The organism is Pseudomonas corni (assembly GCF_057128765.1).
Genome location: NZ_JBSKHW010000001.1, coordinates 521,547 through 546,499 on the forward strand (window position 1 = coordinate 521,547; position 24,953 = coordinate 546,499).

The 24,953-nt window shown below is 57.4% G+C and carries 23 protein-coding genes; 12 read left to right on the plus strand and 11 right to left on the minus strand.

The window, feature by feature from the left end; genetic code table 11:
- Positions 1-156: 156 nt before the first annotated feature.
- From ACWKV9_RS02325 to ACWKV9_RS02345, 5 genes are all read left to right on the plus strand, one after another.
- Entirely contained in the window at positions 157-927 is a 771-nt protein-coding gene (locus ACWKV9_RS02325; RefSeq protein ID WP_483834465.1) for a helix-turn-helix transcriptional regulator, read from the plus strand.
- 298 nt (positions 928-1,225) lie between these two features.
- Positions 1,226-2,545, plus strand: coding sequence for an MFS transporter (locus ACWKV9_RS02330; RefSeq protein ID WP_483834466.1), 1,320 nt, complete (start codon positions 1,226-1,228; stop codon positions 2,543-2,545).
- Between the two features lie 505 nt (positions 2,546-3,050).
- Entirely contained in the window at positions 3,051-3,287 is a 237-nt protein-coding gene (locus ACWKV9_RS02335) for a LuxR C-terminal-related transcriptional regulator (RefSeq protein WP_483834467.1), read from the plus strand.
- Between the two features lie 360 nt (positions 3,288-3,647).
- On the plus strand, positions 3,648-4,367 hold the full coding sequence (locus ACWKV9_RS02340) for a hypothetical protein (protein WP_483834468.1): 720 nt from the start codon (positions 3,648-3,650) through the stop codon (positions 4,365-4,367).
- A gap of 84 nt (positions 4,368-4,451) precedes the next feature.
- Positions 4,452-5,321, plus strand: a complete 870-nt coding sequence (locus ACWKV9_RS02345) for a hypothetical protein (protein WP_483834469.1) — start codon at positions 4,452-4,454, stop codon at positions 5,319-5,321.
- 1 nt (position 5,322) lies between these two features.
- Here the strand turns inward: ACWKV9_RS02345 and ACWKV9_RS02350 are convergent, their stop codons facing one another.
- The 3 genes from ACWKV9_RS02350 to ACWKV9_RS02360 all read right to left on the minus strand — a co-directional run bounded on the left by ACWKV9_RS02350 (position 5,323) and on the right by ACWKV9_RS02360 (position 8,440).
- The gene (locus ACWKV9_RS02350; RefSeq protein WP_483834470.1) at positions 5,323-6,396 is read right to left on the minus strand and encodes a diguanylate cyclase; all 1,074 of its coding nucleotides are present in this window, start codon (positions 6,394-6,396) and stop codon (positions 5,323-5,325) included.
- A 325-nt stretch (positions 6,397-6,721) separates the two neighbouring features.
- The gene (locus ACWKV9_RS02355; RefSeq protein WP_483834471.1) at positions 6,722-7,321 is read right to left on the minus strand and encodes a DcrB/PsbP domain-containing protein; all 600 of its coding nucleotides are present in this window, start codon (positions 7,319-7,321) and stop codon (positions 6,722-6,724) included.
- A 177-nt stretch (positions 7,322-7,498) separates the two neighbouring features.
- Complete coding sequence (locus ACWKV9_RS02360) at positions 7,499-8,440, minus strand: restriction endonuclease (protein ID WP_483834472.1); 942 nt, start codon at positions 8,438-8,440, stop codon at positions 7,499-7,501.
- Positions 8,441-8,673: 233 nt separating this feature from the next.
- On the opposite strand from ACWKV9_RS02360, the gene ACWKV9_RS02365 reads away from it, so the two are divergent.
- The 3 genes from ACWKV9_RS02365 to ACWKV9_RS02375 all read left to right on the plus strand — a co-directional run bounded on the left by ACWKV9_RS02365 (position 8,674) and on the right by ACWKV9_RS02375 (position 10,191).
- A complete protein-coding gene (locus ACWKV9_RS02365) occupies positions 8,674-8,964 on the plus strand; it encodes a hypothetical protein (protein ID WP_483834473.1) in 291 nt (96 codons plus the stop codon).
- Between the two features lie 265 nt (positions 8,965-9,229).
- The gene (locus ACWKV9_RS02370; RefSeq protein WP_483834474.1) at positions 9,230-9,718 is read left to right on the plus strand and encodes a hypothetical protein; all 489 of its coding nucleotides are present in this window, start codon (positions 9,230-9,232) and stop codon (positions 9,716-9,718) included.
- A gap of 236 nt (positions 9,719-9,954) precedes the next feature.
- Entirely contained in the window at positions 9,955-10,191 is a 237-nt protein-coding gene (locus ACWKV9_RS02375) for a hypothetical protein (protein ID WP_483834475.1), read from the plus strand.
- A gap of 44 nt (positions 10,192-10,235) precedes the next feature.
- On the opposite strand, the gene ACWKV9_RS02380 is transcribed toward ACWKV9_RS02375, so the two are convergent.
- The 6 genes from ACWKV9_RS02380 to ACWKV9_RS02405 all read right to left on the minus strand — a co-directional run bounded on the left by ACWKV9_RS02380 (position 10,236) and on the right by ACWKV9_RS02405 (position 18,221).
- Positions 10,236-10,760, minus strand: a complete 525-nt coding sequence (locus tag ACWKV9_RS02380; protein ID WP_483834476.1) for a BRO-N domain-containing protein — start codon at positions 10,758-10,760, stop codon at positions 10,236-10,238.
- 383 nt (positions 10,761-11,143) lie between these two features.
- Complete coding sequence (locus ACWKV9_RS02385) at positions 11,144-12,244, minus strand: HNH endonuclease (protein ID WP_483834477.1); 1,101 nt, start codon at positions 12,242-12,244, stop codon at positions 11,144-11,146.
- A 191-nt stretch (positions 12,245-12,435) separates the two neighbouring features.
- Positions 12,436-13,683, minus strand: a complete 1,248-nt coding sequence (locus tag ACWKV9_RS02390; protein WP_483834478.1) for a ribonucleotide-diphosphate reductase subunit beta — start codon at positions 13,681-13,683, stop codon at positions 12,436-12,438.
- Between the two features lie 672 nt (positions 13,684-14,355).
- Positions 14,356-14,955, minus strand: coding sequence for a putative adenosine monophosphate-protein transferase Fic (locus ACWKV9_RS02395; protein WP_483834479.1), 600 nt, complete (start codon positions 14,953-14,955; stop codon positions 14,356-14,358).
- Positions 14,955-15,125 carry a YhfG family protein gene (locus ACWKV9_RS02400; protein WP_483834480.1) on the minus strand — a complete coding sequence of 57 codons (171 nt, stop codon included), beginning with the start codon at positions 15,123-15,125 and terminating at the stop codon, positions 14,955-14,957. Before ACWKV9_RS02400 ends, ACWKV9_RS02395 begins: the two co-directional genes overlap by 1 nt.
- Before the next feature lie 186 nt (positions 15,126-15,311).
- The gene (locus ACWKV9_RS02405) at positions 15,312-18,221 is read right to left on the minus strand and encodes a ribonucleoside-diphosphate reductase subunit alpha (protein WP_483834481.1); all 2,910 of its coding nucleotides are present in this window, start codon (positions 18,219-18,221) and stop codon (positions 15,312-15,314) included.
- 1,030 nt (positions 18,222-19,251) lie between these two features.
- Between ACWKV9_RS02405 and ACWKV9_RS02410 the strand changes: the two genes are divergently transcribed.
- The 3 genes from ACWKV9_RS02410 to fhuF are packed head-to-tail and all read left to right on the plus strand — an operon-like array spanning position 19,252 to position 22,363.
- Entirely contained in the window at positions 19,252-19,989 is a 738-nt protein-coding gene (locus ACWKV9_RS02410; RefSeq protein WP_483834482.1) for a response regulator, read from the plus strand.
- Positions 19,990-19,992: 3 nt separating this feature from the next.
- Positions 19,993-21,645: an ATP-binding protein gene (locus ACWKV9_RS02415; protein WP_483834483.1), complete on the plus strand. Its 1,653-nt coding sequence runs from the start codon at positions 19,993-19,995 to the stop codon at positions 21,643-21,645.
- A 19-nt stretch (positions 21,646-21,664) separates the two neighbouring features.
- Positions 21,665-22,363: a siderophore-iron reductase FhuF gene (gene fhuF / locus ACWKV9_RS02420; protein WP_483834484.1), complete on the plus strand. Its 699-nt coding sequence runs from the start codon at positions 21,665-21,667 to the stop codon at positions 22,361-22,363.
- Positions 22,364-22,590: 227 nt separating this feature from the next.
- On the opposite strand, the gene ACWKV9_RS02425 is transcribed toward fhuF, so the two are convergent.
- Both ACWKV9_RS02425 and ACWKV9_RS02430 read right to left on the minus strand, forming a co-directional pair.
- The gene (locus ACWKV9_RS02425; protein ID WP_483834724.1) at positions 22,591-23,322 is read right to left on the minus strand and encodes a 4'-phosphopantetheinyl transferase family protein; all 732 of its coding nucleotides are present in this window, start codon (positions 23,320-23,322) and stop codon (positions 22,591-22,593) included.
- 156 nt (positions 23,323-23,478) lie between these two features.
- Complete coding sequence (locus tag ACWKV9_RS02430; RefSeq protein ID WP_483834485.1) at positions 23,479-24,285, minus strand: dienelactone hydrolase family protein; 807 nt, start codon at positions 24,283-24,285, stop codon at positions 23,479-23,481.
- Positions 24,286-24,491: 206 nt separating this feature from the next.
- Here ACWKV9_RS02430 and ACWKV9_RS02435 point away from each other — a divergent pair, with 206 nt between their 5' ends.
- Positions 24,492-24,926: a hypothetical protein gene (locus ACWKV9_RS02435; protein ID WP_483834486.1), complete on the plus strand. Its 435-nt coding sequence runs from the start codon at positions 24,492-24,494 to the stop codon at positions 24,924-24,926.
- Positions 24,927-24,953 lie beyond the last annotated feature (27 nt).

Sequence of the window (24,953 nt, forward strand, 5' to 3'; positions counted from 1 at the left end):
AACCCTGTAGGAGCGAATTTATTCGCGAGGCGGCGGACCTGACCCACCGCATCGTCTGGCTCGCCAACAAGTTGGCTCCTACAGAAGTTGTGCGCATTGCGTTCTGATGTCCTGGCGCGCTAACGTCGGGCCGCCACCCAACAGGGAAATCGGGCCATGCCAGGACACTACGCGCTGCAACGCCGCATTCACGATGGCCGCCCGTTACTGGTTCAGACCGGTTCTTTAACCCATCGTGATGAAGATAGCCTGCACGCCCATCGCGAAGGCCAGCTTTGGGCCGTCGAACGAGGCGTGATCACCGCAGAGCTTGATGCTGGCAGTTGGGTGGTAGCGCCCAGACGTGTCGGCTGGATTCCACCCGGTGTGGCTCATGCAGCGCGGGTGCACCCGGCGACCACCGGATGGATGATGTACCTGCGCCCCGATCAAGGGCCACTGTTCCCCAACGTGCCGACCGTGTTCGATCTGACTAGCCTGTCCCGCGCATTGCTTGAGCGCATCGGCGCCTGGAACACCGATGGCACTGAACTCGCGCCCGAGCAGGACCGAATGCTGCAAGTGCTGTTCGACGAACTCAAAGTGTCCCCGGCAACGCCGCTGTTCCTGCCAATGCCCAGCAGCCCGCACTTGGTGGGCATGACCCTGACCATCGTCGCCGACCCTTCCAACAAACTGACCCTGGACGATTGGGCGAGGCGGGTGGGCATGTCCAAGCGCGGCCTCACTCGGCATTTTCGACTGGAAACCGGCATGTCGCTGGTGCAATGGCGCATCGTCGCCCGCATGAAGCGCGCACTGGAATTGCTGGCCCAAGGCGATAACGTGGGCCGGGTCGCCATGACTCTTGGCTACGACAGCGTCAGCACCTTCATCTCGGCCTTCAGCGCGCAGTTTGGAGAAACGCCCGGCGCGTATGCCATGTGATGGCCGGGATCAATATTGCAGGAGAAATCTTGTACTTCAGACCTGGTGATTGTGGGAGGGAGCTTGCTCGCGATTTGATACTTGGCACCCAGCAGATGTGCGGATGTGCCGACCTCATCGCGAGCAAGCTCCCTCCCACAAGGGGTAGGCAGCCCGACCTTTAATGAGCGCTTGTCCACTGCCCGCGCACGCCGATCGTCTTCTCATCTGTTTCTGTGCCCCAGCTTTGCTATTCTTCGCGCCCTGCGACCTTGGGTCGCACTTTAACTGCCGATTTACTCGCGACTTGGGGGCTCCCATGACAGCCATTCTTCGACCACGTCCTCAGCCGATCACCCGCGCTGACTACAAGACCCTGGGCCTTGCGGCACTGGGCGGGGCGCTGGAAATCTATGACTTCATCATCTTCGTCTTCTTCGCGCTGACCCTCAGCCAACTGTTCTTCCCCCCTGAAATGCCGGAGTGGCTGCGTCTGCTGCAAAGCTTCGGGATCTTCGTCACCGGTTATCTGGCCAGGCCACTGGGCGGGATTCTGATGGCGCACTTCGCTGACAAACTAGGCCGCAAACGCGTGTTCAGCCTCAGCATCCTGATGATGGCGCTGCCGTGCCTGTTGATTGGCGTGATGCCGACTTACGCCGACATCGGCTATTGGGCGCCGCTGATCCTGCTGGCCCTGCGCATCCTCCAGGGCGCGGCCGTGGGCGGCGAAGTGCCCAGTGCATGGGTTTTTGTGGCTGAACACGCGCCCAAAGGACACCGCGGCTATGCCTTGGGCGTGCTGCAAGCCGGTCTGACGTTTGGCTATCTGATTGGCGCGCTGACCGCTACCTGGCTGGCGCGCGTATACAGCCATGGCGAAATCCTCGATTTCGCCTGGCGCATCCCGTTTCTGCTGGGCGGTGTGTTTGGCGTGATCGGCGTCTGGCTGCGTCGCTGGTTGAGCGAGACACCCGTCTTCATGGCGCTGCACGCCCAACGCGAACAGATGACCGAACTGCCGCTGCGCACCGTGCTGCGTGAGCATCGCCAGTCCCTGCTGCCCGCCGCCTTGCTGACCTGCGTGCTGACCTCTGCCGTCGTGGTATTGGTGGTCATTACGCCCACGGTCATGCAACAGCGTTTCGGCATGAGCCCCAGCGACACCTTCGCCCTGAGCAGCATTGGCATCGTCTTCCTCAACATCGGTTGCGTGCTGGCAGGCTGGCTGGTAGACCGCATCGGCGCCTGGCGCGGGGTGGTGCTGTACAGCCTGTTGCTGCCGATCGGCATCGCAGTGTTGTACGCCAGTCTGGTCATTCAATGGCTGCCGACCGGCGTTGCGTACGCCATCGCTGGCCTGGCCTGCGGGATTGTCGGTGTCGTGCCGTCAGTCATGATCGGACTGTTCCCGGCGAACATTCGGGTGTCGGGCATCTCTTTCACCTACAACATCAGCTACGCGCTGTGGGCCAGCACCACGCCGTTGATCCTGATCGCGCTGATGCCGTGGAGCCCGTGGGTGTGTGTCGGTTATTGCGCGCTCATGGGCACCGTCGGCCTGTTGACCGCCATGTTCTTCGGCGTGCGGCGCGGCATGCAGGTTGACGACATCGGAACGGCGCCCGCCTGCCGTTGACCGTCTGGGCGTCGTTGAGCGACGCCCGATCACGCACTACGCGCCATCGAGATGTTTACCAAGATACTGGCTTGAAAATGCCCCTCGCCTGGATGTTGAGGTGGCCTGCGGGCAGTGAATTGCGGGTCGCCCCACGGGGGGGAATCAAGGCAAAAAATAAATAACGAACATCGCACTGATGATTTGTAACAACTGATTGTAAATCGCCGTCATCACGTCTATCTTGCCTGTCTATACAACTTCAACTTGAAACTAATGATGCCGCAGGACTTCGCCGCCGTCTGCGGCGTTTTTTCGTGTGGCTTCGTTGGCGTTGTATGTGTAATAAGCAGAAGTCTCTCTTTGTAATGTAGGAATTTTCACATCTTGGGTGCGGATAATCGTTATCTAGTGTGATCGCTTTTAAATAAAAAATCCGTCGCGGCAACAGCTAAAAAAATGGCTGTGGGTGCCGATGCAGATATTGCAGTCAGCAATGATAAATATAAAAAGGATCTGGACACTCATGTTGGAGTCAAAAGGCAAAAAGCTAAGAGCAGCGAGGCTTACCCAGCGAGAGCGCGAGGTGCTGCAGCTGGTTATTCAGGGCTGCACCAACAAGGACATCGCCCAGCGGCTGGGCATCAGCGACTACACGGCGCGCGATCACGTGTCCGCGCTGCTGCGAAAAACCCTTGTCAAGAACCGCGCCCAACTGATCGCCAGTTATCTGCCCGCACCGCGCAAGAACCTGAAGACCTGACCCCCTACATCTGACGGATTGTATTGTTGGAAGAGTGGTTGATAATGGCGCTATTCATTCATCTGATAGATGAGACTTGTGATCGAGATACCGTATTGCGTTTGCCAATATAAGTTTGGCGTGCATCGGGTTGTGTCACAGATGAGCACAAAATAATGAAAAAAATAATAGGCGCCAAGTTGTCCGATTTGATTGTCATGCGTGGGGTTTGTCAGCGTTACTTTAAAAATGGCCAAAATTTAATGGCTGCTACCTTGCAACAGTTGTCTCGCGGTTATCGTCAGTAATCGTCTCAGAGATGACTGACACCCGGCTGAGTTCGCCACCGCCTTTGAATAAACCAAATAATAAGGACTCTAGATGACCACGAACACGCGCTGGACTGAATACTCGTTTCGCCTGCTCAACGCACTCTCGGCGCACCGGGTCGATGCAGGTATTCAGGTCAAATTCCTCAATTTGGCCGAGCAACAAACAGCGTTGTCCAGTGATCGGCTCTATCAACGTCAAACCGAGCTGTTCGGTCCTGATGGAGTTTTTGCCAACTTTTCCGCACAGGTCGCTTGTGAAGGACGGCAGGCACCTGTGTTGAATGACGTTTCACAAATCCAAGACCAACATCGCTTGAAGGTCGTTGAGCAGGCAGTGGGTTTTGCGTTGTCCAGGCACCATCGGTGCGGTGAAGTGGCCAACCCCTTTCGAGATACATCCAGAGAAGCCTTGTGCTGCGTGGTCTGTGACGAAACCACATTAATAACAATGGCGGAGCGTTACGCGGCGTATGAGGCAATCCGTCAGTTGGACAGCTCTTTCTTTATCAAACTCATCGCCACAACACGCGGTGTTGTCGAGCGGCGCATCGTGTTTCGCGGGCTGCTTGAACACTTCGATCGTTTGCTGCCCGTCGAGCAAAGCATTTACCCCGATAACTATCGCGCCGTTCAACAAAGTCATCTGGATCGTGAGGAAGCTATCTACGGGGCATTGGAACTGAGCAAGCCGCTCAGCGAACTGCTCTGGGAAATGCCTCCCTTGCTGCTACTTAAAAAGGTACAAGCCCAGACGAGTATGGCGGACTGAAGTTGGCCAGACGTATTGCCAGCCGCCAGCGCTGAACCTGCTTTGAAGCCGTATTTGGGCGGGAGACTTTCAGGAGATTTGATTATGCGCGTGGATCACACATCGAATACTCGTCCTGCCACCCACATGCCCGCAGTAAAACCTGCCAAGACCGATGAGCTATCGACGATTACTGTTGAGCACTCTACACCTGCATCTACCTTGGCGATCAGCGGTCAAACGCTGCTAAGACAGAGGCTGTTTTTCAGTGCTCCGGATGCTGAGCCAACCATGGTGAGTGATAAAAAGCTCATGAATGTATCTACTCCGCCGGCACTTTTTCTGACCTCGGATGATAGGCAGCTACTTGGCGATATTTACGAGTTTGCTCAGGCTGAAGGTATTGATCTGGAATACGCAGATAGGCTGGGGCATTCCTTGGCAGACTACCGTCATGCCGACGAAGGAAAGCTCATATTGCCGCACAATCGAGGTAAGGCGTATGACGTAGAAGGACACCGCGTGTCATACAGCTTCACCGAGCCCAATGCAGCCATCGCCAAACGGATCCGAGAAAGCCCGTCATTACCCACGACACGGCTGGATAAAGGCTTCATCGCTTTCGAAACGGATCACGATTACTCCGTGCTGTCCCACAGTCACTTCGGCTTTCTGGAGTTGGTGGTCAACAAATTCTCTTCATCCACCAAACCCCTGAATATCGACGACAGTTTCAAGACGCACCACTACGTCAAAAAAGATTACGTAGAACACCTTTCAAAAGAGACTTATGACGTCGGCATCAGCAAGAAGAGCAAGGGCGCGGCTCCAGATGCAGAGGCTAAAGGCAAGGGCACAGCCAGTGCCCAGCCGCCTGACAATTTGCAAACCGCCTTACGCAAAATAATGGCCAAGTACCTGGAAAAGAGCGGGCTCCCCACCCTTTTTGAAGCCATCGCCAGATTGCGACGCTGAATCACTGAGCACTGGCCGATTCAAACACCTTTGACCCAGGCACCGCCGAGGTCACGCGGTTGCGCCCGGTGGATTTGGCATCGTAAAGCGCCATGTCCGCTTCATGCAGCCACATGCTGGCGTCGGGCAAGTGCGGGCCATAAGCGGCGATGCCGATACTCAGGCTGAGTTTCATGCCGGGCAGGCGAGCGTCGTAGTGTTCGTTGACGGTACAGCGTAATCGCTCGAGGATTTCCGTGGCCTGGGCGAGGGTGGTGTCGGGCAGGATCACGCAGAACTCATCACCGCCGTAGCGCCCCGCAATGTCTGTCTCACGAAGGCTTGAGATCAGAGTGCCACTCAATTGCTTGAGTACGCTGTCGCCAATGATGTGGCCGTAGGTGTCGTTGATGGTCTTGAAGTGATCGATATCAATCAGCGCCAGGCTACAAAGGCGCTTCGATGTCTGGGAGCGATTGAACTCGACATGCAGCAGGTCTTTCCATCCGCCGTGGTTCATCAGCCCTGTGAGACTGTCGGTGGTGCTGAGTTTCTGCAGCGCCTTCTTGTGTTGCGATAGCTGCACTGCCACGCGATAGCAGAGCAATCCGATGGCCATCGGATAAATCACGAGCATCGGCAAACAGGCATACACCTGAATTTGAGTGATCGCCGGGAACAGCGTCGGCAGGAAAATACCGTAACCGATTAACCCGCCCGCCACCTGAGCCAGCGCGCCGAGAAAGAACAGCCGGGGGCCACCCGCCGCGATGTTGTTCATCGCCATCATCGACAGTGCGGTCACGGTGGGCAGGGGATTGAGCCCCATCGTGCCAGCCCAGAAGCCACCGGCGATGGAGTCATAAATGAGATTGCGGCGCTCGGCGCGGTAGGGCTGACTGGATCTTCGCGCCAGTTGATACGCGACGTGAGACCAACCAAAACCATGGAATATCATCAGCGCCCACGCCCAGGCGGGCAGGTTGGCGGGATAAAGCGCGGCGGCAATACAGAAAAAGCCGACCCCAAGCCCCACGCTGCGGGGCAAATACATGCGCTTGGCGAATGACAGGCCTTTACCGGAGGGGTTGTTCATACGCTTCACCGGGCAGTTACGCACAATCGGCCAGCACCATCAGCCGCAACCAACGCTTCAGAGTGTCGCCTGCCCTTCAATCGCTGGGAAGAGCGTTCTGCCACTATTTGGCGTTATTAAATACCGACCGTCGCGCCGAAAAGCTGCGCTCATCCCCCTGATGAGTCTTTCGCGCTGGCTCTATTCAAATGGATTCTGGGGTCGTACGGTCTTGAGTTTGTACGTAGGCGGGGCGGGGATGGATGCAGGTGGTGAGGGATTCGTGGGGAGGGGTTGTGGATTGCTGCTTTTAAGGCTGCAAACGCTGCCTAAAAAGCAGCAACCATCACTTCGACCCCGTAATCCCTTTCATTAAAACGCCATGGGCTTTGGTGTCTTTTTCCAGGGAAATGACGTTGACCATCGCCGTGCGTTTCCCGTTCGCAGCCGCCACCGTCGAGCTGATCACCCGACCGCCTTCCACATCGCCAGCGATGTCCAGCTGCCGAATGCCCAGGCCCTTGCGCACCATGCTTTTCTCGCCGAGCTTTTTAAAGTTCTTGTAACTGGTTTTCTGCTGTTCGAGGGTTTCCGCGATCAGGCCGTCCAGGGTCTGCTTGTCGTTGGGGGCGACTTTGGTGTCTGAGGCGAGCGGCGTTTCGGTGACGATCACCACGCGCTTCGCCGGTTTATTCATGTACAACGAACCCGTGACGCCCGCCGCCTTGGCTTTGGCATCAATCTCCGGCATGGGGCTCTTGACGTATTCCTTGGGCAGGTAGAACACGAACTTGCCGCCCAGCATCGAGACCTTCTGGCCGGTGGGTGCTTTTTTGGCGGGGGCGTGTGCGGGCGCATGCTTGGTCGCTGCGTACAGATTCGCGCTGGCCAGCCCAAGGGAGATTGCCGAGAGGAGCAGAACGGTTTTGAGGCTGAAAAACCGCATGAGGATTCCTTTGAACGGGTCGATAAGGTGACGATCTGGATGAGCCAGATACAGCGCCGCATTCTGCCCTAATGCCGTCAAGTTCTGTAGGAATGTGTGTCTTACGACTGTAGGAGCGCGCTTGCCCTCGAACGCCCTCACGCGGTCTTCACAAGTCCGCAAACGCCCTCAAACACCTCACTTCACCTGCATCGGCGCAAAAATCGTCCGAATCCCCCGACACTTCGGATAATTCGAGCAACCCCAGAAATCACCTCCAGCGTTGGCCCCCGTGCGCGCAACACGCACCACCATCGGCTTGCGACAGTGCGGACAGGCTGGCGCGGTGGGTACAACTGGCGCTTGCGGGGCAGGCTGCGTTTTTGGCGATGGCTGAATTCCCGATATGGGTGCTGCTTCAGCTTTGATGACCGGCTCGACGCGCTCATCAACCACCGGGCTCGACGGCCTAGGCACTGGTTTGCGGGTTAGCTCGATCCACCGGTTAAGCGCCGCGCCGTCGATCAACTGCACATTGCGTCCTGACGCAAACTCCCGCGCCGGTTTGGAAAACTGCCCACTGGTAATCACGAAACCGCCGACAGCCCCCTCAGCCGCCATCGCCCCATACAGCTCACGCACCACCGGCACGCCCACCTGCATCGAACGCCACTGTTTGCACTGCACCAGATACTTCTCGCCGTCCTTGCGTGCGACCAAATCAACCCCGCCGTCCGGCCCGTTCCCACCCGTTTCCTGTACCGCAAAGCCTTGCCGCCGCAGCGCCTCACCCACCAGCAACTCAAACTCGCGCCACGAAATACTCGCCAGCGTGTTGCCACCTGGCGTGGTGATGGAGGTGAGGAGATTGCGCCGTTTGCGCCGGGCCAGAATCGACAAGATCGCGCCGAGGCCGAAGATCGTGGGGAGGATGAACTGGCCGAACGATGCGAACGTTCTGAACATCGTTCCGAGCATCATCGATTGAAGCTGCTGCACCCCGGAGTAAATCGGCAAAGGCGCACTCGCCACCGAATGCAGATAAACCCCCGAGCCCACTGCGATGGTCAGGCTGACCCACCACGGGAGTTTGGACGCGATGAAAAGAAGGTCGTCAAACAGAGAGGTTTTCTTGGCCATGTCCGTGGTCTTTTCGATAAATCCATTAGGACGCAAATTTGTGCGAAAGCGTCTGACTCGGTTGTCAGCATGAGGTTTTAAGATCTGCGAATCATTATGAACATGTCTGTAGGAATCTTCGATATCAGATTACAGACAGCGGCTTCAAGCAGAGAGGAAAAGGATGGTGATGGCTCGATGATATCATGGTAGAAAGCGGATCGGACATATCGTCCGCTTGCTAAGGAAAGGCCATGAGAAAGACAGGAAGCAGCTTCGTCGCCGTACTCGCGTTGTTTTGCGCGTTTTCAGTTTTTGCAAAAGAAACGCCGACCCCCGATTCGGCCATCGTCCGAATATTGATCGAAGACTCAATCGCTTCGTACCCAGGCAATTGCCCGTGCCCTTACAACTCAGCCCGCAATGGCAGCCGTTGCGGTAAGCGCAGCGCGTATAATCGCGCTGGCGGCTACTCGCCACTGTGCTTCAAAGAGGACGTTTCGAAAGAGATGGTTCAAGAGTACCGAGCACGCTCAAAGGGCTGATCTGGGCTTTCCTACACTTTTCATCCTAGAGTCCGGAGACGTTCGCTTTAGCTCCAGCCTCCCTTGGGCAGCCTGGAGCTTTTGATAGCCGATCCTAACGCTCCCGTGGGAATGCATCCCAGACGATTCGCGTCCCCGCACAGGAGGCAAAAACGTAGGACGCATCCCATCCGCTAGTAGTCCACATCTCTTCCGCTCAAACCCCATTTCATTCGTCCTACACCCGCGTAACCCTGTGCCCTGATTCCATCCAGGGGCTTCGCCTGTGAAACAAGAAACCAGCCAATACATGGGGCACTTCGGTGTGTTTTTCAGGGTTACGATCTTCACCGTCATGCCGTCCGACCGCCAGAACCTCCGGACACTGCACTTCTGCGCGTCAAAGGGGGAGTCCTGGAAAGTGAGCAATTTCGTCTCCGACCTTTACGACCGAATGCTGGCGCAAGGGCGACCGTGCGAAATGTTGGTGGCGATATCTAATCCACTGACGCGCAAGCAAGCGGAGTTGTTCAATGATCAGAACGATGCATTGGCGAAGGCGGTAGGGGGGATAACTAGCGCGGCATTTCCTGCGTCGCGGCTCTTGGTAAAGGGCGCTGCTGGCTTTCTCGCTGGGTCTGCTGTCTCGTTCGCCATGGCGTCGCGACATGCAGGTGACGTCGCGATAGCCGTTCAGGCTTGGGTAAACGGCGGGATCGGGCCTCAACACACATCGGCAACCATGGTCATTGAGAATAAAGGCGGGCCGCGATGACCATGCCCATGACTATAGGCCTCTTCATGACAATCACCTGCATGTTGACCTATAAACTCAAATCCAGACTCTGGCGAAAGTGGCTAGGGCTCACGATGGCTTTCTCCGGAGCAATCGGAGCTTTTAAATTCTCATGGCCAGAGGGCCCTTATTTCCTCATTGTTTGGATGACTATGTTTACCGGCTGGGGACTGTTCTCCGACTGCGACCAGTTCACCAAGGACGAGGAATAACCCATGCTCTTCATCCTCGCCGTCTGCCTTTCCTGCACCGCCTACTACCTGCTAAACCACAAGATCAAACACCGCCAGAAAAGAAAAGGGTCCGGCCTGGCGCTTATTGCCGTGGGCGCAACAGCAACCTTCACACTCGACACCGTCATCGAAGAACCCTACCTCTACGCCTTCACGGTCATCTGGTGCATCGGCCTGGAACTGTTCTTCAACTGCGACAAATACCGGGATGAATACTGAAAGCAAAAAGGCCAGAGACCTACGCCTCTGGCCTTCCACGCAACTCACCCAAAAAACCGCCACGCCGCCCGCCACCAAGACCCCCGAACCTGCACAGTCTGCGAACCCGCTTGCAACTCAGCATGCGGCAACAGCCTCGGCATATCCCGCAGCCTGATCCACGGCTCGCTCTGCCAATGCAACATACTCACCGACAACCCCGGCCACTGCAGAAAACTCAAACACGGACTGCTGTGCGTCGGCGGCAACTGCTCATCGCGCAACGCAGGCACCACCTCATTCGTGACCCACTGCCGCAGACCGCGATTCTCCGCGTGATGGTGATGCACCAGCATCGTGTACAACCCCGACTCGCTCAGCAGCAACTCACTCACCAGCCCGTAATGCGTCGTCAGCGTCACCACACGACGCTGGTCAGCATCAAGCTTGCGCGTCGTGCGCTCATCCAGCGGCCAGCCGATCATGCGGCTGATATCGCGAGCGCAGAACCAGACTTGGGATTCGAGGAGGAGGGCGCGGAGCTGGCGGTTGTGGCGTAGGAATGAGGTGGGTTGGAGTGGTTCAGACATTTGGCGTCTCCCTGAGCCGGGCGACTTGAGGAGCTGGGCATTTAGAGCGGGGGTTTACGTAGTCCATGCTGTTATCTCTGCTGTTCCATACTTGGATTTAGGCGTCGGGAGTTAAGAAACCTCACAGCAGAAAAGGCCGGACGTATTCCCCTTACGGGTCTTGTATTGGTCCACTCCCGACATAACAGAGATTTTAGGACGCGCAGCCAGAGGCCGCAGGTACAAAAAAGCCGCATGGTATCGGAAGCGGTCAGGCCGCTGCTGTTAGGTTTCTGGTGCGTTTCTTAGGCGCGGCGTGAGGTTAGGGTTAGCTGGTGAGTCAGACAAGGGGCAAAGCTGTAGGGCAATTCTGAAATTCACGACTCACGCTTTGGGCGGGTTCTCTATTTCGCCCCCATTTCCTTTTTCATTATGGACTCACGTAGCAGACTATTTTTCTCGTCACCTGCGCTACCGTAGTGAATTTCTTTATGGCATGTAGGGCAGATAGCACCTATGTATTTTGGATGATCGAGCCCGCCATCAGAGAGACGATTTATATGGTGGGGTTCCAAATAGGGGGATCCCGCCTTAGTAATGAATGGTGCCGGTAGACAGCAGCTTTCACATGTTCCGCTTGCTCTGCTCAGTACGTAGTCCTTTACCGCTTGGCTTCTTGCATAAACGGTTCGAGTTGACGTGAGTTTACCTTTGCTAACGGAGGCAACCGCTGCTTCGTAAGCACGCTCTCTGAGGACTCCGATTGTTAAGGCTGAGCTTTCCGCTGATAGATCGCGAGGTGGCTCTACTTCGTATGCCGCAAGGTCTGCGACAGGCACCAGATGAAAAATCACGATTTTTCGGATATCACCCGTACGGTCTGGACCATCTTTCCACGAAAGATCGGCGCATGCGTATTCCCCTAGGTATAGCTGCCCCTTGCTTTTGCCGAGCGATTTAAAAAGGTGCAGTGCTCGACCAGTTGCCGCGTGTTCTTGAATCGCAAGATTTCCTCGAGTCAGCCTCATATGGCCGATTTGACCTTCGCCCGTGTACGAGTAAACGCCATGTTCATCTTCTTCGTCCATGTAGCCAAATTGCTCGCCTGACGTTCCTGCAAATAAAAAAATTGCAGGCACTCTGTCTGATGGCGCAATACCACTTTGAAAACTCCCTCCGAACGGTCCATGTATTTCTGTTCGGCGGTCATAGACCTCACCTTTCAAAAACTCTAGTTTTGGTGACGTTCTTAGATCCACGATCTCGAAACCTCGAGCTCGCAAATAACCGTTTGTAGGGGCGCCGCCTGTGAACTCGCTTACGGGGAGATGTGTAGCCAGCGACAGGATTTTTTTTGCAGGGTAGAGCTTGTCATGTATTCGGATGGCAAATTTATGTGCCCGGTTGGATTCCCACTTGGTCCAGTCGGATGTATTTCTAAGCTCGCTATCAAATTTCTTTATGGCCTGATCTAACGCTTGCTTTTCAACTGCTGGGATTGCCATGGCGTTCCGTCCGTGGTGTAGGAAATTTCTACCATCACTGTACGAACGAACTTACTTCTTTGCTAGTGGCCGTATGCCGCGATTCTGGACCTTAGTATTTTTGCCATGGCTAAATTGATTTTTTGGGCGACAAAAAAAGGCCACCATTTCTGGCAGCCTTTCGCGGTCAATCATGTTTTAGTGGAATCAAATCAATCCCAGCTCAACGCCCCACCAGTCTGATACTCAATAACCCGCGTCTCAAAGAAATTCTTCTCTTTCTTCAAGTCCATGATCTCGCTCATCCATGGGAACGGGTTAGTCGTGCCTGGGTACTCTTCCTTCAAACCAATCTGGCTCAAACGACGGTTCGCGATGAATTTGAGGTAGTCCTCCATCATCGCCGCGTTCATGCCCAGCACGCCGCGGGGCATGGTGTCGCGGGCGTATTCGATTTCCAGTTGGGTCCCTTGCAGGATCATCTGGGTCGCTTCTTCCTTCATTTCAGCGTCCCACAGGTGTGGGTTTTCGATTTTGATCTGGTTGATCACGTCGATGCCGAAGTTCAGGTGCATGGATTCGTCGCGCAGGATGTATTGGAACTGTTCTGCGACACCGGTCATTTTGTTGCGGCGGCCCATGGAGAGGATCTGGGTGAAGCCGCAATAGAAGAAGATGCCTTCGAGAACGCAGTAGTAGGCGATCAGGTTGCGCAGCAGTTCTTTGTCGGTTTCGACGGTGCCGGTTTCGAACTTCGGATCGGAGATCGAACGGGTGTATTTGAGGCCCCAAGCTGCCTTTTTGGCGACCGATGGGATCTCGTGGTACATGTTGAAGATCTCGCCTTCGTCCATGCCCAGCGATTCGATGCAGTACTGGTACGCGTGGGTGTGGATCGCTTCCTCGAACGCCTGGCGCAGGATGTACTGGCGGCACTCGGGGTTGGTGATCAGGCGGTACACGGCCAGCACGAGGTTGTTGGCAACTAGGGAGTCGGCGGTGGAGAAGAAGCCCAGGTTGCGCATGACGATGCGGCGTTCGTCGTCGGTCAGGCCCAGCGGATCACGCCATACGGCGATGTCGGCGGTCATGTTGACTTCTTGCGGCATCCAGTGGTTTGCGCAGCCGTCGAGGTATTTCTGCCAGGCCCAGTCGTACTTGAAAGGCACGAGTTGGTTGAGGTCGGCGCGGCAGTTGATCATCATTTTTTCGTCGACGGCTACGCGTGCGCTGGCGCCTTCGAGTTCAGCCAGGCCTTCTGCGACGTCGAGTTTGTCCAGTGCTGCCTTGGCGCGTTTGATCGCGGCGGAGTCACTGGCGGTGACGGCGCGCGCTTCTTGTGCGGCTTGGCCACCGGCGCTGTCGAGTTTGTCCATTGCGGCTTCCGAGGCATGGCCTGCGTTAGCGCCTTTGGCGGGTTCGGCGGCGTCTTCTTTGTCGAATTCGTCCCAGCTCAGCATGGTGATGAGGCTCCTGCTTGAGGACCGTTTTTGGCGGTCGATTTGGATAAGTATGGGCGTTGCGGGTGGCGCAACACGCTTAAGGCAATACAGCGGTCGAGAGCAGTGCTCTCTGCAAATCTAAAATCTTCGGGGTGACGTGAGGGCCGCGATCAGGCGCGGGGGGCGCTGCACGTGGTGGGAGCAAGACGCTGACGCAGCGTGCGGGTCGGGGCCGAATGCAGGCGGTCGGCTTTGTGTGCGCAGGCGGTCATGTCGTTGTCCTTGATTGAGGGGCGCAAGTATACGGAAATTTGTTCCGTGCGTGTGTCTTGCGACCGATCTGTCCTACAGATTGGTTGGCGCTCCGAACTCATGAGCGCTCGCCATTTTTGTCTTGACGCAGAGGCGGTGAATCTGGATCGAAATCGCCTATGTAGTGTTGCGCTGCGTTAAGGAACACACGATATAGGTTTCCGGGGGAGGGTTGCAACTGGGTATTTCCACATGAGTGGACTGTTGTGATGGATGTCGGTTTTATTGGAGAGGGCTGATTCTGCCATCCTGATTCTCAGAGCCCCGGCCTGCTTGGCGAGGCCTTCAAAACATTGCCTGAGTACTGCGAAAAGTAGAAATAACCGGGCTGACGGGCGGTTATTTCAGATGATAAGGCTCATGCTTTTGCGCTTACCTTTAATTGCCAATCGCATCCCCCACACACCGCTCAAACACCCGCACCAACCCCGAGTAATCACACCCCACCGCATCAATATTCGCCTGTACCCATTCCCGCGCTTCCACCGGCCACCAGCTGATCTCATAACCAGCATTGACGATGATGTGTTCGAACAGAATGCGCTGCGCCCGGCCGTTGCCTTCGCGGAAGGGATGCACGACGTTGAGGTCGCCGAACAGTTCGGCGCTGGCGTGGATGAGGGCTGTTCGGTCCAGGTCGAGAAACCAGTTGGCGTCGGCCAGTGTTTTGAACAGCTTGTTGGCTTCGGGCTCGATGCGGTGGGTGACGCAAAAGTGGGTTTCGTCTTTGGAGATATCGACGGTGCGCAGTTCGCCCGCCCAATCGTAGAGATCGGAGAACAGTTGGCGATGGATGTTTTGCAGGTAGGGAAGATCGTACGGGGGTAAAGCGAAGTCGAGGGATTGTGCGGCGACTTCGGACAGGTCGCGCTCGGCTTGGGCCAGGGTTTTGTCGTCGGTCAGGTCCAGGCGATTGCATAGGGTCCCGGTGCCGGGCAGGCAGTAGGGGTCTTGGCCAACGCCATATTTGTCGACCATCAGGCCGATTTTTTGCGATAGGTGTTCAGCAGTTCTTCACGGGAGGGGAGACGGCGCTCGGCGTCGAGGGGGGTGCTCTCGAAACCTTCCAGGCGCAGGCTGGCTGCGTAATTGGAGCGGCGGGTTTTCTTGCAGTAGGCTTTTTTTGCATCGAGCGAGGGAGCTGGCATTGGGCGTTCTCCTGGCTTTGAAAAAAGGGAGTGTAGCTGAAATGAGGGCCGGGAGCGTAAGGGCTCCCGGTTCTCGGTGTTGCCGTAAAAGCTATCGCGGGCAAGCGCGCTCCTACAGAGGAGTGTGCTGCTTTAAGAGCATCGCGGGCAAGCGCGCTCCTACAGGGGCGCGCTTGCTGGCGGGTGTTACTGGCAGGCTTCGCAGTCTGGCTCGTCGATGGCGCAGGCTTTCGGCACTGGGGCCGGGCCTGGCGAAGCTTCGGCTGGCGTTGGTGCTGCCAGTGAAGTTTCGTCCGGACCGTGACCGCCGCTCGATACTGCGTTGAGCTTGCTGGTGCTGATGGTCGATTTCTCGGTGCTGGTCGCAGCCAGGGCACGGAGGTAGTAAGTGGTTTTCAGACCACGGTACCAGGCCATGCGGTAGGTCACGTCCAGCTTCTTGCCCGAGGCGCCGGCGATGTACAGGTTCAGCGACTGAGCCTGGTCGATCCACTTCTGACGGCGGCTGGCGGCATCGACGATCCATTTGGTATCGACTTCGAACGCGGTGGCGTACAGGTCTTTCAATTCCTGCGGGATGCGTTCGATCTGCTGTACCGAACCGTCGTAGTACTTCAGGTCGTTGATCATGACCGAGTCCCACAGCCCGCGCGCTTTCAAATCGCGAACCAGGTACGGGTTGATCACGGTGAACTCGCCGGAGAGGTTCGATTTCACGTACAGGTTTTGATACGTCGGTTCGATCGACTGCGACACGCCAGTGATGTTGGCGATGGTGGCGGTCGGTGCGATGGCCATGATGTTGGAGTTACGAATGCCTTTCTGAACACGGGCGCGAACCGGTGCCCAATCCAGAGACTCGTTCAGGTCCACATCGATGTACTTCTGGCCACGTTGCTCGATCAGGATCTGTTGCGAATCCAGCGGCAGGATGCCTTTGGACCACAGCGAACCTTGGAACGTCTCGTAAGCGCCGCGCTCGTCGGCCAGATCACACGAAGCCTGGATCGCGAAGTAGCTGACCGCTTCCATGGATTTGTCGGCGAATTCAACCGCTGCGTCCGAACCGTAAGCAATGTGCTGCAGGTACAAAGCGTCCTGGAAGCCCATGATGCCCAAGCCCACTGGACGGTGGCGCATGTTGGAGTTGCGAGCTTGCGGCACCGAGTAGTAGTTGATGTCGATCACGTTATCGAGCATGCGCACGGCAGTGTCGATGGTGCGCTTGAGCTTGGTGGTGTCCAGTTTGCCGTCGACGATGTGGTTTGGCAGGTTGATCGAGCCCAGGTTGCAGACCGCGATCTCGTCCTTGTTGGTGTTCAGGGTGATCTCGGTGCACAGGTTCGAGCTGTGAACCACGCCCACGTGCTGCTGCGGGCTGCGCAGGTTGCACGGGTCTTTGAAGGTCAGCCAAGGGTGGCCGGTTTCAAACAGCATCGAGAGCATTTTGCGCCACAGGTCTTTGGCCTGGATGGTCTTGAACAGCTTGACCTTGCCTGGGTACTCGGTCAGCGCTTCGTAGTACTCGTAACGCTCTTCGAAGGCTTTGCCGGTCAGGTCGTGCAGGTCCGGGACTTCGGATGGCGAGAACAGGGTCCACTTGCCGTCATCGAAGACACGCTTCATGAACAGGTCAGGGATCCAGTTGGCGGTGTTCATGTCGTGGGTACGACGGCGATCATCACCGGTGTTCTTGCGCAGCTCGATGAACTCTTCGATGTCCATGTGCCAGGTTTCCAGGTACGCACACACAGCGCCTTTGCGCTTGCCGCCCTGGTTGACTGCCACAGCGGTGTCGTTGACCACTTTCAGGAACGGAACGACGCCCTGGGATTTGCCGTTGGTGCCCTTGATGTAAGAGCCCAACGCGCGAACCGGCGTCCAGTCGTTACCCAGACCGCCTGCGAATTTGGACAGCATGGCGTTGTCGTGGATGGCGTGGTAAATGCCCGACAGGTCATCCGGAACGGTGGTCAGGTAGCAGCTCGACAGCTGTGGACGCAGGGTGCCGGCGTTGAACAGTGTCGGGGTCGAGGCCATGTAGTCGAAGGACGACAACAGGTTGTAGAACTCGATGGCACGGTCTTCGCGGGCTTTCTCTTCGATCGCCAGGCCCATGGCCACGCGCATGAAGAAGATCTGCGGCAGTTCGAAACGGATGCCGTCTTTATGGATGAAGTAACGGTCGTACAGGGTTTGCAGGCCCAGGTACGTGAACTGCTGGTCGCGTTCGTGGTTGATTGCCTTGCCCAGTTTTTCCAGGTCGAAGGTGGCCAGAACCGGGTTCAGCAGTTCGTACTGAATACCTTTGGCGATGTAGGACGGCAGCGCTTTGGCGTACAGGTCGACCATTTCGTGGTGAGTCGCGCTCTCGGCAACTTCCAGGAAGCCCAGGCCTTCGGCACGCAGGGTGTCCATCAGCAGGCGAGCGGTGACGAACGAGTAGTTCGGCTCACGTTCAACCAGGGTACGGGCGGTCATCACCAGTGCGGTGTTGACGTCTTTCAGCGCAACGCCGTCGTACAGGTTTTTCAGGGTTTCGTTCTGGATCAGGTCGGCATCGACCTCGGCCAGACCTTCGCACGCTTCGGTGACGATGGTGTTCAGACGACCCATGTCCAGCGGCGCCATGGTGCCGTCGGCGCGAGTGATGCGGATCGAAGGGTGGGCCTGAACAGGCTCTTCACCGACACGATGCGCACGCTCTTTGGAGCGGTCGTTGCGATAGATCACGTAGTCGCGAGCCACTTTTTGCTCGCCAGCGCGCATCAGCGCCAGTTCTACCTGATCCTGGATTTCTTCGATGTGGATGGTGCCGCCCGAAGGCATGCGACGCTTGAAGGTTGCGGTCACTTGTTCGGTCAGGCGGGCAACGGTGTCGTGGATGCGCGACGACGCGGCGGCGGTACCGCCTTCAACTGCAAGAAACGCTTTGGTGATGGCAACGGTGATCTTGTCATCGGTGTAGGCGACAACGGTGCCGTTACGCTTGATCACACGCAACTGACCCGGTGCGGTGGCGGACAGGTCCTGCTGGGTCTCACCTGTCTGCGGCGCTTTGGCCTGCGGATTCTCGCGAGTTGTGTCTGTTTGCATGGGTGTCTCCACGTTCTTTAAGTTTGTTTGGCCACTGCGTGCACAGCGTTCCGTCTTGAGGCAGTTGATCGACAAATACCGATCACACAACAACTTCAAAACGGAAGGGGAATGGGTAATGGCCGCTTCCCTGGCTTTGAAGTCCAAAGGGTTACAGGCATGGCCGGTAACCCTGAAAAATCGATTGCACAATGCTGGTTATATGTTGCAAAGGTAGTGCGGTGACGCTCCGTGATGCGCAGATCACATGGTGTGCGTATCTGCCATTCGCGTGCGCGGTCTGGCGGTAGAAACTGTCGCGGGTTGAGCCTGCTTAACCTAAGAAAAGCACCCAAGAAAAATGCTTGAAAACTCAAGCTGACTTGTGGTTGGCTTTTTGATCAAAACCCTACATGTAGGGTCTGTCTCCGCTAAGCGCTACAAGATAATGCGTTTTGGACACTAATTGCAACGTGTCGCCTGTGGATAAACGTGTGTGTAATTTGTGTGTGAAAGCGGGAAAACCCGTGTAGGCCGCAGCAGGCCTGCATTGCGCCGTTGGTCATCCTTTTGTGATGTTTTTTATCAGGCGGCGCGCTTTTTTGAGGGCGCGAACGCTATCACAAAATGTGGCGCTGGCAAGGTCGATTTTGGTGCGATTTGGATGTCGTGTGACATGCTGGGGTCGTTGCTACAATCGCCAGCCGCAACACCCTGTAGGAGCCAACTTGTTGGCGAGGTGATTGAGAGGCTGATCAGATAAACCGCCTCGCGAATAAATTCGCTCCTACAGATATTGCGCTGGAGTGGCAGAGATAACCTGTAGGAGCCAACTTGTTGGCGAAGTGATTGAGAGGCTGATCAGATAAACCGCCTCGCGAATAAATTCGCTCCTACAGATATTGCGCTGGAGTGGCAGAGATAACCTGTAGGAGCCAACTTGTTGGCGAAGTGATTGAGAGGCTGATCAGATAAACCGCCTCGCGAATAAATTCGCTCCTACTGAAGCGGTGCCGTCTATTAATAAGAACAACACCTGGAGACATGCCCCGTGCAGCAAGAACCCTGGCAGGTGCTGATCGTCGAGGATGACCAGCGATTGGCCGAGCTGACCCGCGATTACCTTGAGAACCACGGCCTGCGGGTCAGTCTGGAGGGCGATGGCGCCAAGGCGTCTGCGCGGATCATCGACGAGCAGCCGGACCTGGTGATTCTCGACCTGATGCTGCCCGGCGAAGACGGTCTGAGCATCTGCCGCAACGTACGCAGCCGCTACGACGGCCCGATTCTCATGCTCACCGCGCGCACCGATGACACCGATCAGATCCAGGGCCTGGACATGGGTGCCGACGATTTCGTCTGCAAACCGGTCCACCCACGCGTTTTGCTGGCGCGCATTCATGCCTTATTACGGCGCAGCGAGGTGCCCGAAGCCTCCACCCAAGAGCAGCGCCGCTTGGTGTTCGGCCCGCTGGTGGTGGACAGCGCCTTGCGCGAGGCCTGGCTCAACGAGCAGAGCATCGAGCTGACCAGCGCCGAATTCGACCTGTTGTGGCTGCTGGTGGCCAATGCCGGGCGCATTCTGTCCCGCGAAGAAATCTTCACCGCCCTGCGCGGCGTGGGCTACGACGGGCAGGACCGCTCCATCGACGTGCGCATCTCGCGCATTCGCCCGCGCATCGGCGATGACCCGATTCATCCCCGAATGATCAAGACCATTCGCAGCAAGGGCTATCTGTTCGTGCCCGAAGCCGCCCGGGACATGAACAACTTCATGCGGGGCGGCTGATCCATGAACTCCATCTTCCTGCGGATCTACGGCGGCATGCTGGGGGTGCTGGTGCTGGTGGCCCTGCTTGGCGTGCTGACCCTGCATCTGGTGAACAAGGTGCGCGCCGAGCAATATCGAGAGCAACTGGCCCACGGCACATTCACCCTGATGGCCGACAACCTCAAACCCATGAACGCCATTGATCGCGGCCGAGCGCTGTCGGTGTGGGAGCGTTTGCTGGGGATACCGTTGAAGCTGGAAGCCGCCGAACAGGCGCATCTGGACGGCGGCAGTCGCAATCGCCTGAGCCGCGGGCAAGTGGTGGTCGAGCAGACGGGACCCCATGCTGCTCGGGTGTTTCGTCAGGTCGAAGACGCGCCGCCGGGGCAGGCTGGCGCTTTACTGCTGACCGGCGAAGTGCAGCAGATCAGCGAACAGCTCGCCCGCGCGACTATTTACTTGTTGATGGATGAGTTGGTGCGCACGCCGGTGGACGAGCAACCGGTGCGCCTGGAAACCCTGCGCGTGAGCAAAGGCTTCGGCTTTGATATGCACCTGATCAAGCTCGATCAGCTGGATGTCGATGATGATCAACGTCGGCGCATCGACGAAGGCGATACGGTGCTGGCGCTGGGCAAGGGCGGTGATTCGATTCGTGTGCTGTCGGGTGTGGGCGAGACGCCGTGGGTGCTGGAGATCGGTCCGTTGTACCAGATGAATCCCTATCCGCCCGAGCTGTTGATACTGATCGCGTTGCTGGGCCTGTGCCTCATCGGGCTGGTGGTTTATCTGTTGGTGCGCCGGCTCGAACACCGTTTGCGCGGGCTGGAAGCTGCCGCCACGCAGATCGCCCAAGGCAGCCTGGACACCCGCGTCCCGCCAGCGGGCAGCGACTCGGTTGGGCGGCTCGCCACGGCGTTCAATGGCATGGCCGAGCATTTGCAGCGTTCTCTCATGATCCAGCGGGAACTGGTGCGCGCGGTGTCCCACGAGCTGCGCACACCGGTGGCGCGTTTGCGCTTCGGGCTGGAGATGATCAGCGACGCCGCCACACCTGAGGCGCGGGAGAAATACCGGATCGGGATGGACAACGATATTCAGGACCTCGACAAGCTGGTTGACGAGATGCTGACCTACGCGCGGCTTGAGCAAGGCGCGCCGACGTTGAGTTTCCAGCGTATCGATCTGGAGGCGTTGATCAACCAAGTGATCGGCGAGCTGGCGCCGCTGCGGGCCAATGTGCGGGTGTCGCGGGGGGAGTCGGTTCAGGTCACAGCGTTCGAGATCGATCCCGCAAGCGAAGAGGCGTGGGTGGACGCCGAACCGCGTTATTTGCACAGGGCGCTGCAGAATCTGGTGAGCAATGCTATGCGTCACGCGCAATCGCAGGTTCGTATCAGTTATCACCTCGGCCAGGAACGTTGCCGCATTGATGTCGAAGACGATGGCCCCGGTGTGCCGGAAAACGCCTGGGAGCGGATATTCACGCCGTTTATGCGCCTGGATGACAGCCGCACTCGGGCATCGGGCGGGCACGGGTTGGGGTTGTCGATTGTGCGGCGCATCATTTATTGGCATGACGGGCGGGCGTTGATTGGTCGCAGTGAAGCCCTGGGCGGTGCGTGTTTCAGCCTGGCTTGGCCCCGTCGACAGGGCGGCGCCCGTGAGGCCTGAGTGGTGGGATGGCGCCTTGATGCGTTTTAGTAAGTCGCTGCTGGCGGAGGATGATCCGAGGCCAGTGATTGCTGTGCCGGAACTGTTGCAGCCCCAAACCCTTGATCAGCTATTGATGCGCGTCTATGGCCCGGCGCTGATGCCGAGCCAGTTGCCAGTGTTGGTGTCGCAGTGGTCCAAGTATTACTTCATGCAGATCATCCCGCCCGTGGTTGTCGCGGCTTTGGTTCACGACGCTCACTGGCCGCTGAGTCTGGATCAGATCGCGTTTGCGCTTAATGAGCGCGGGGTGCTGGACGGCGTAAGATTTTTGGGTGCTGGTTTCTGTCCCGCGGGTGAGCGGGGCGATCCGTTTGAGCGGTTTGGTTTTTTACTCGATCACTTGCAACAGGTGATCGGCGTGTTGAGCGCCTATGGCGGTGTCGCGGCAGGTGTGTTGTGGGGCAACGCCGGGGATTACCTGGAAACTTGCCTGACGCAGTTGGCGCAGGTGAGCGATGTTTCGCTGCTTGATGGTTATGCCCTGCTCAATGAGCGCACAAGACCGGATGGACGACGTAATCCCCTGTTCGGCGCCATCATCTATATAGAAAGCGCGACCGGTGTGCGGCGTCAGCGGCGCAGTTGTTGTTTGAGTCATCGGGTGGAGTGGGTGGGGCGGTGTGAGCATTGCCCGCTCGGACCCGACGATTGCGACCCGAACAGAAGTTCATTGTAGGAGCGCGCTTGCCCGCGAATTCGGTGTGTCATCTGATTCATGTATCGCAGACATACCGCCATCGCGGGCAAGCGCGCTCCTACAGGCATTGAATCTGCTGAATTGCCTGGAATGGCACCAATTATTGTGGGAGGGAGCTTGCTCGCGAAACGATAGCTCACGCGCAAGCAATCTGTCGGATGAACCACCTTTTCGCGAGCAAGCTCCCTCCCACGGATTTTCGATGCCTACCGATGCGCGGCGATGCTGACCAGGCTCAGGATCTGCCCATGCTGCACGCTGAACTGGGCATCAAGCTCTAGGCCTTCGTGCCATTCAGCGGACAGGTCGATCTTCAAGCGCATCCTCGCAACCCCCTCATCCGACCAATCCAGCAACTCGGCGTCATGAAAGTAAAAGCGCTTGAGCACCAGCGGGTACAGCGCTTTGAACAGGCTTTCCTTCAGCGAGAAAGTCAGGGTGACGCAGTGAGCGATTTGATGTTCGGGTCCGGCGGCCATGCGTTTCAGCTCATCGGGCAGCATGATTTCTGCGGCCAGTCGCGCAGCACGGTCGTGGGCGAGCAGGTTTTCGATGTCCATCCCCAGCCCACGCCAATGCTGCTTGCTCGCCACGACGGCAGCTGCCCAGCCGTTGCTGTGAGTGATCGAGCCGCAGATATCTTCAGGCCAGATTGGTGCGCGGTCTTCACCAATCATTGGCACCTGAATACGGCCATCGAGGCGGCGCATGGCTTCCCGTGCGCATAACCGGCCGGCGAGGTACTCGGTTTGACGCTTGGCCACCGAGCGCTGAATGCTGGCGGGCGGCTCGATGAGGCAGCGCTGGAAATCGCCGTCTGCCAGTTGTTTTGGGTCGAACGCACTGCTCACCAACACCACGCCCGGCAATACACGGGGCAATGGCCAGTGATGGTCGAGGGCGGGACAGCAGGGAGGGAGGTGCATGTGATCGGTCATGGGCGGCATTTTGCCGGGTGATGGTGGGGAAGTCATGTGCTGCGAAGCGCGGATCTGTAGGAGCCAACTTGTTGGCGAGGCGGCTGATGCGGTGTATCAGTGAGGCCGCTTCGCGAACAAGTTCGCTCCTACAGAGGGGTTTCTACCGCGACACAGTTACATCGACGAATTCTTGGAAAACGCTTCCTTGAGGAACGCTTTCATGTCCGCCCACGAACTCATGTCCGCCGCTTTGTTATAGCCAATGTCCGGGCCGCCGTGCTCGCCGTGGCTCAGCTTGTCGGCGTCGGGGTTGGTGAAGCCGTGCTTGGCGCCGTCGATGCCGACGAATTTGTAGTCGACCTTAGCCGCGTCCATTTCCTTTTTGAAATTGGCTACGTTTTCCGCAGTGACCATGGTGTCGCCATTGCCATGCTCAACCAGAATCGGCGCCTTGACGCTGCCCGGAGTGGCTGGCGTATCGGTCACCAGTGCGCCATGGAAACTCACCACGCCGGCCAGGGTTTCGCCGCGACGGGCTGCGTCGAGCACGATCTTGCCGCCGAAGCAGTAACCAATGGCCGCGATCTTGTTCGGGTTGGTCTCGGGTTGTTTCTTCAGTTGCTCAAGACCCGCGTCAAAACGCTTGTTGGCGGCGCCGCTGTCTTGCAGGGCGGCTTTCATGAAGGCCATGGCGTCGGCCGGGTGCTCGGTGTTTTTGCCTTCGCCATACATATCGATGGCCATGGCGCTGTAACCCAGAACAGCCAGGTCGCGGGCGCGGCGCTTGGCGTATTCGTTCAGGCCCCACCATTCGTGGACCACGACGATGCCAGGCCGCGGGCCCTTGATTGCGTCGTCATAGGCGTAATAGCCGACGAGCTTGGTGCCGTCGGCGCTTTGGTAATCGATCTGCCGGGTTTTGACTTCGGCCTGGGCAAAGCCTGCCAGGCACATTAGCGTAAGAGCTATCAACAACCGCATGTTCAATCTCCTTCTTATAGATAGAGAGGCGTTCCGCCGTTTAGCTATTGGCGTTTGAGCCTAGACCATTGTGTCGCTAGAACTCCGACCCTGTGCGGTACATATGTGTTCAGCTCAGGTTCAGTTCACGTTCAGGAGGGGTTCAGCGCGCGCTCCGTACTCTGGCGCTGTATCCAAGAGGGCGCCCGGCGCCGGAGGACCTGCACATGCTGACATTCAACAAGCTATTTCTGGCCTTGGCTTTTCTCGGCAGCAGCGCCGCTGCCCAAGCCGCCGAAGGCAATGCGGACATTTCGCGTATCGACTACGGCAAGACCAGCGAAAAGCCCGACAGACCCAGTGGCATGCGTCGCACAGTGAGCGGCAGCAGCGCCAATGCCGCCGGCACCTGGGGGCAGAGCCTGAGCCAGCAGCATGTCGATCACGCCTACTGCGTCAGCTTCGAAAACCTGTCGGCCAGCTACAACGGTGTCAAAGTGCGCCAGGAAAATCTGCTCGGCAGTTACGATGTCAGCCTGCCGCTGGCGAGTACGGCTAGACTGTTCGACACCGGGGCCTCAGCCCAGAGCGAGCCAGTCCAGGCGTCGTTGAGTTTGAGCCAAGGGCAAGGCAGCTATTTGCCGATCCACCATTTACTGTAAGCGGTCTGTCGAGAGGTGTGCCTTTGC

Coding starts and splice junctions, on each gene's coding strand:
- ACWKV9_RS02325 (WP_483834465.1), top strand. CDS start 157: ATGCCAGGACACTACGCGCTGCAACGCCGCATTCACGATGGCCGCCCG.
- ACWKV9_RS02330 (WP_483834466.1), top strand. CDS start 1,226: ATGACAGCCATTCTTCGACCACGTCCTCAGCCGATCACCCGCGCTGAC.
- ACWKV9_RS02335 (WP_483834467.1), top strand. CDS start 3,051: ATGTTGGAGTCAAAAGGCAAAAAGCTAAGAGCAGCGAGGCTTACCCAG.
- ACWKV9_RS02340 (WP_483834468.1), top strand. CDS start 3,648: ATGACCACGAACACGCGCTGGACTGAATACTCGTTTCGCCTGCTCAAC.
- ACWKV9_RS02345 (WP_483834469.1), top strand. CDS start 4,452: ATGCGCGTGGATCACACATCGAATACTCGTCCTGCCACCCACATGCCC.
- ACWKV9_RS02350 (WP_483834470.1), bottom strand. CDS start 6,396: ATGAACAACCCCTCCGGTAAAGGCCTGTCATTCGCCAAGCGCATGTAT.
- ACWKV9_RS02355 (WP_483834471.1), bottom strand. CDS start 7,321: ATGCGGTTTTTCAGCCTCAAAACCGTTCTGCTCCTCTCGGCAATCTCC.
- ACWKV9_RS02360 (WP_483834472.1), bottom strand. CDS start 8,440: ATGGCCAAGAAAACCTCTCTGTTTGACGACCTTCTTTTCATCGCGTCC.
- ACWKV9_RS02365 (WP_483834473.1), top strand. CDS start 8,674: ATGAGAAAGACAGGAAGCAGCTTCGTCGCCGTACTCGCGTTGTTTTGC.
- ACWKV9_RS02375 (WP_483834475.1), top strand. CDS start 9,955: ATGCTCTTCATCCTCGCCGTCTGCCTTTCCTGCACCGCCTACTACCTG.
- ACWKV9_RS02380 (WP_483834476.1), bottom strand. CDS start 10,760: ATGTCTGAACCACTCCAACCCACCTCATTCCTACGCCACAACCGCCAG.
- ACWKV9_RS02385 (WP_483834477.1), bottom strand. CDS start 12,244: ATGGCAATCCCAGCAGTTGAAAAGCAAGCGTTAGATCAGGCCATAAAG.
- ACWKV9_RS02390 (WP_483834478.1), bottom strand. CDS start 13,683: ATGCTGAGCTGGGACGAATTCGACAAAGAAGACGCCGCCGAACCCGCC.
- ACWKV9_RS02395 (WP_483834479.1), bottom strand. CDS start 14,955: ATGGTCGACAAATATGGCGTTGGCCAAGACCCCTACTGCCTGCCCGGC.
- ACWKV9_RS02400 (WP_483834480.1), bottom strand. CDS start 15,125: ATGCCAGCTCCCTCGCTCGATGCAAAAAAAGCCTACTGCAAGAAAACC.
- ACWKV9_RS02405 (WP_483834481.1), bottom strand. CDS start 18,221: ATGCAAACAGACACAACTCGCGAGAATCCGCAGGCCAAAGCGCCGCAG.
- ACWKV9_RS02415 (WP_483834483.1), top strand. CDS start 19,993: ATGAACTCCATCTTCCTGCGGATCTACGGCGGCATGCTGGGGGTGCTG.
- fhuF (WP_483834484.1), top strand. CDS start 21,665: ATGCGTTTTAGTAAGTCGCTGCTGGCGGAGGATGATCCGAGGCCAGTG.
- ACWKV9_RS02425 (WP_483834724.1), bottom strand. CDS start 23,322: ATGACCGATCACATGCACCTCCCTCCCTGCTGTCCCGCCCTCGACCAT.
- ACWKV9_RS02430 (WP_483834485.1), bottom strand. CDS start 24,285: ATGCGGTTGTTGATAGCTCTTACGCTAATGTGCCTGGCAGGCTTTGCC.
- ACWKV9_RS02435 (WP_483834486.1), top strand. CDS start 24,492: ATGCTGACATTCAACAAGCTATTTCTGGCCTTGGCTTTTCTCGGCAGC.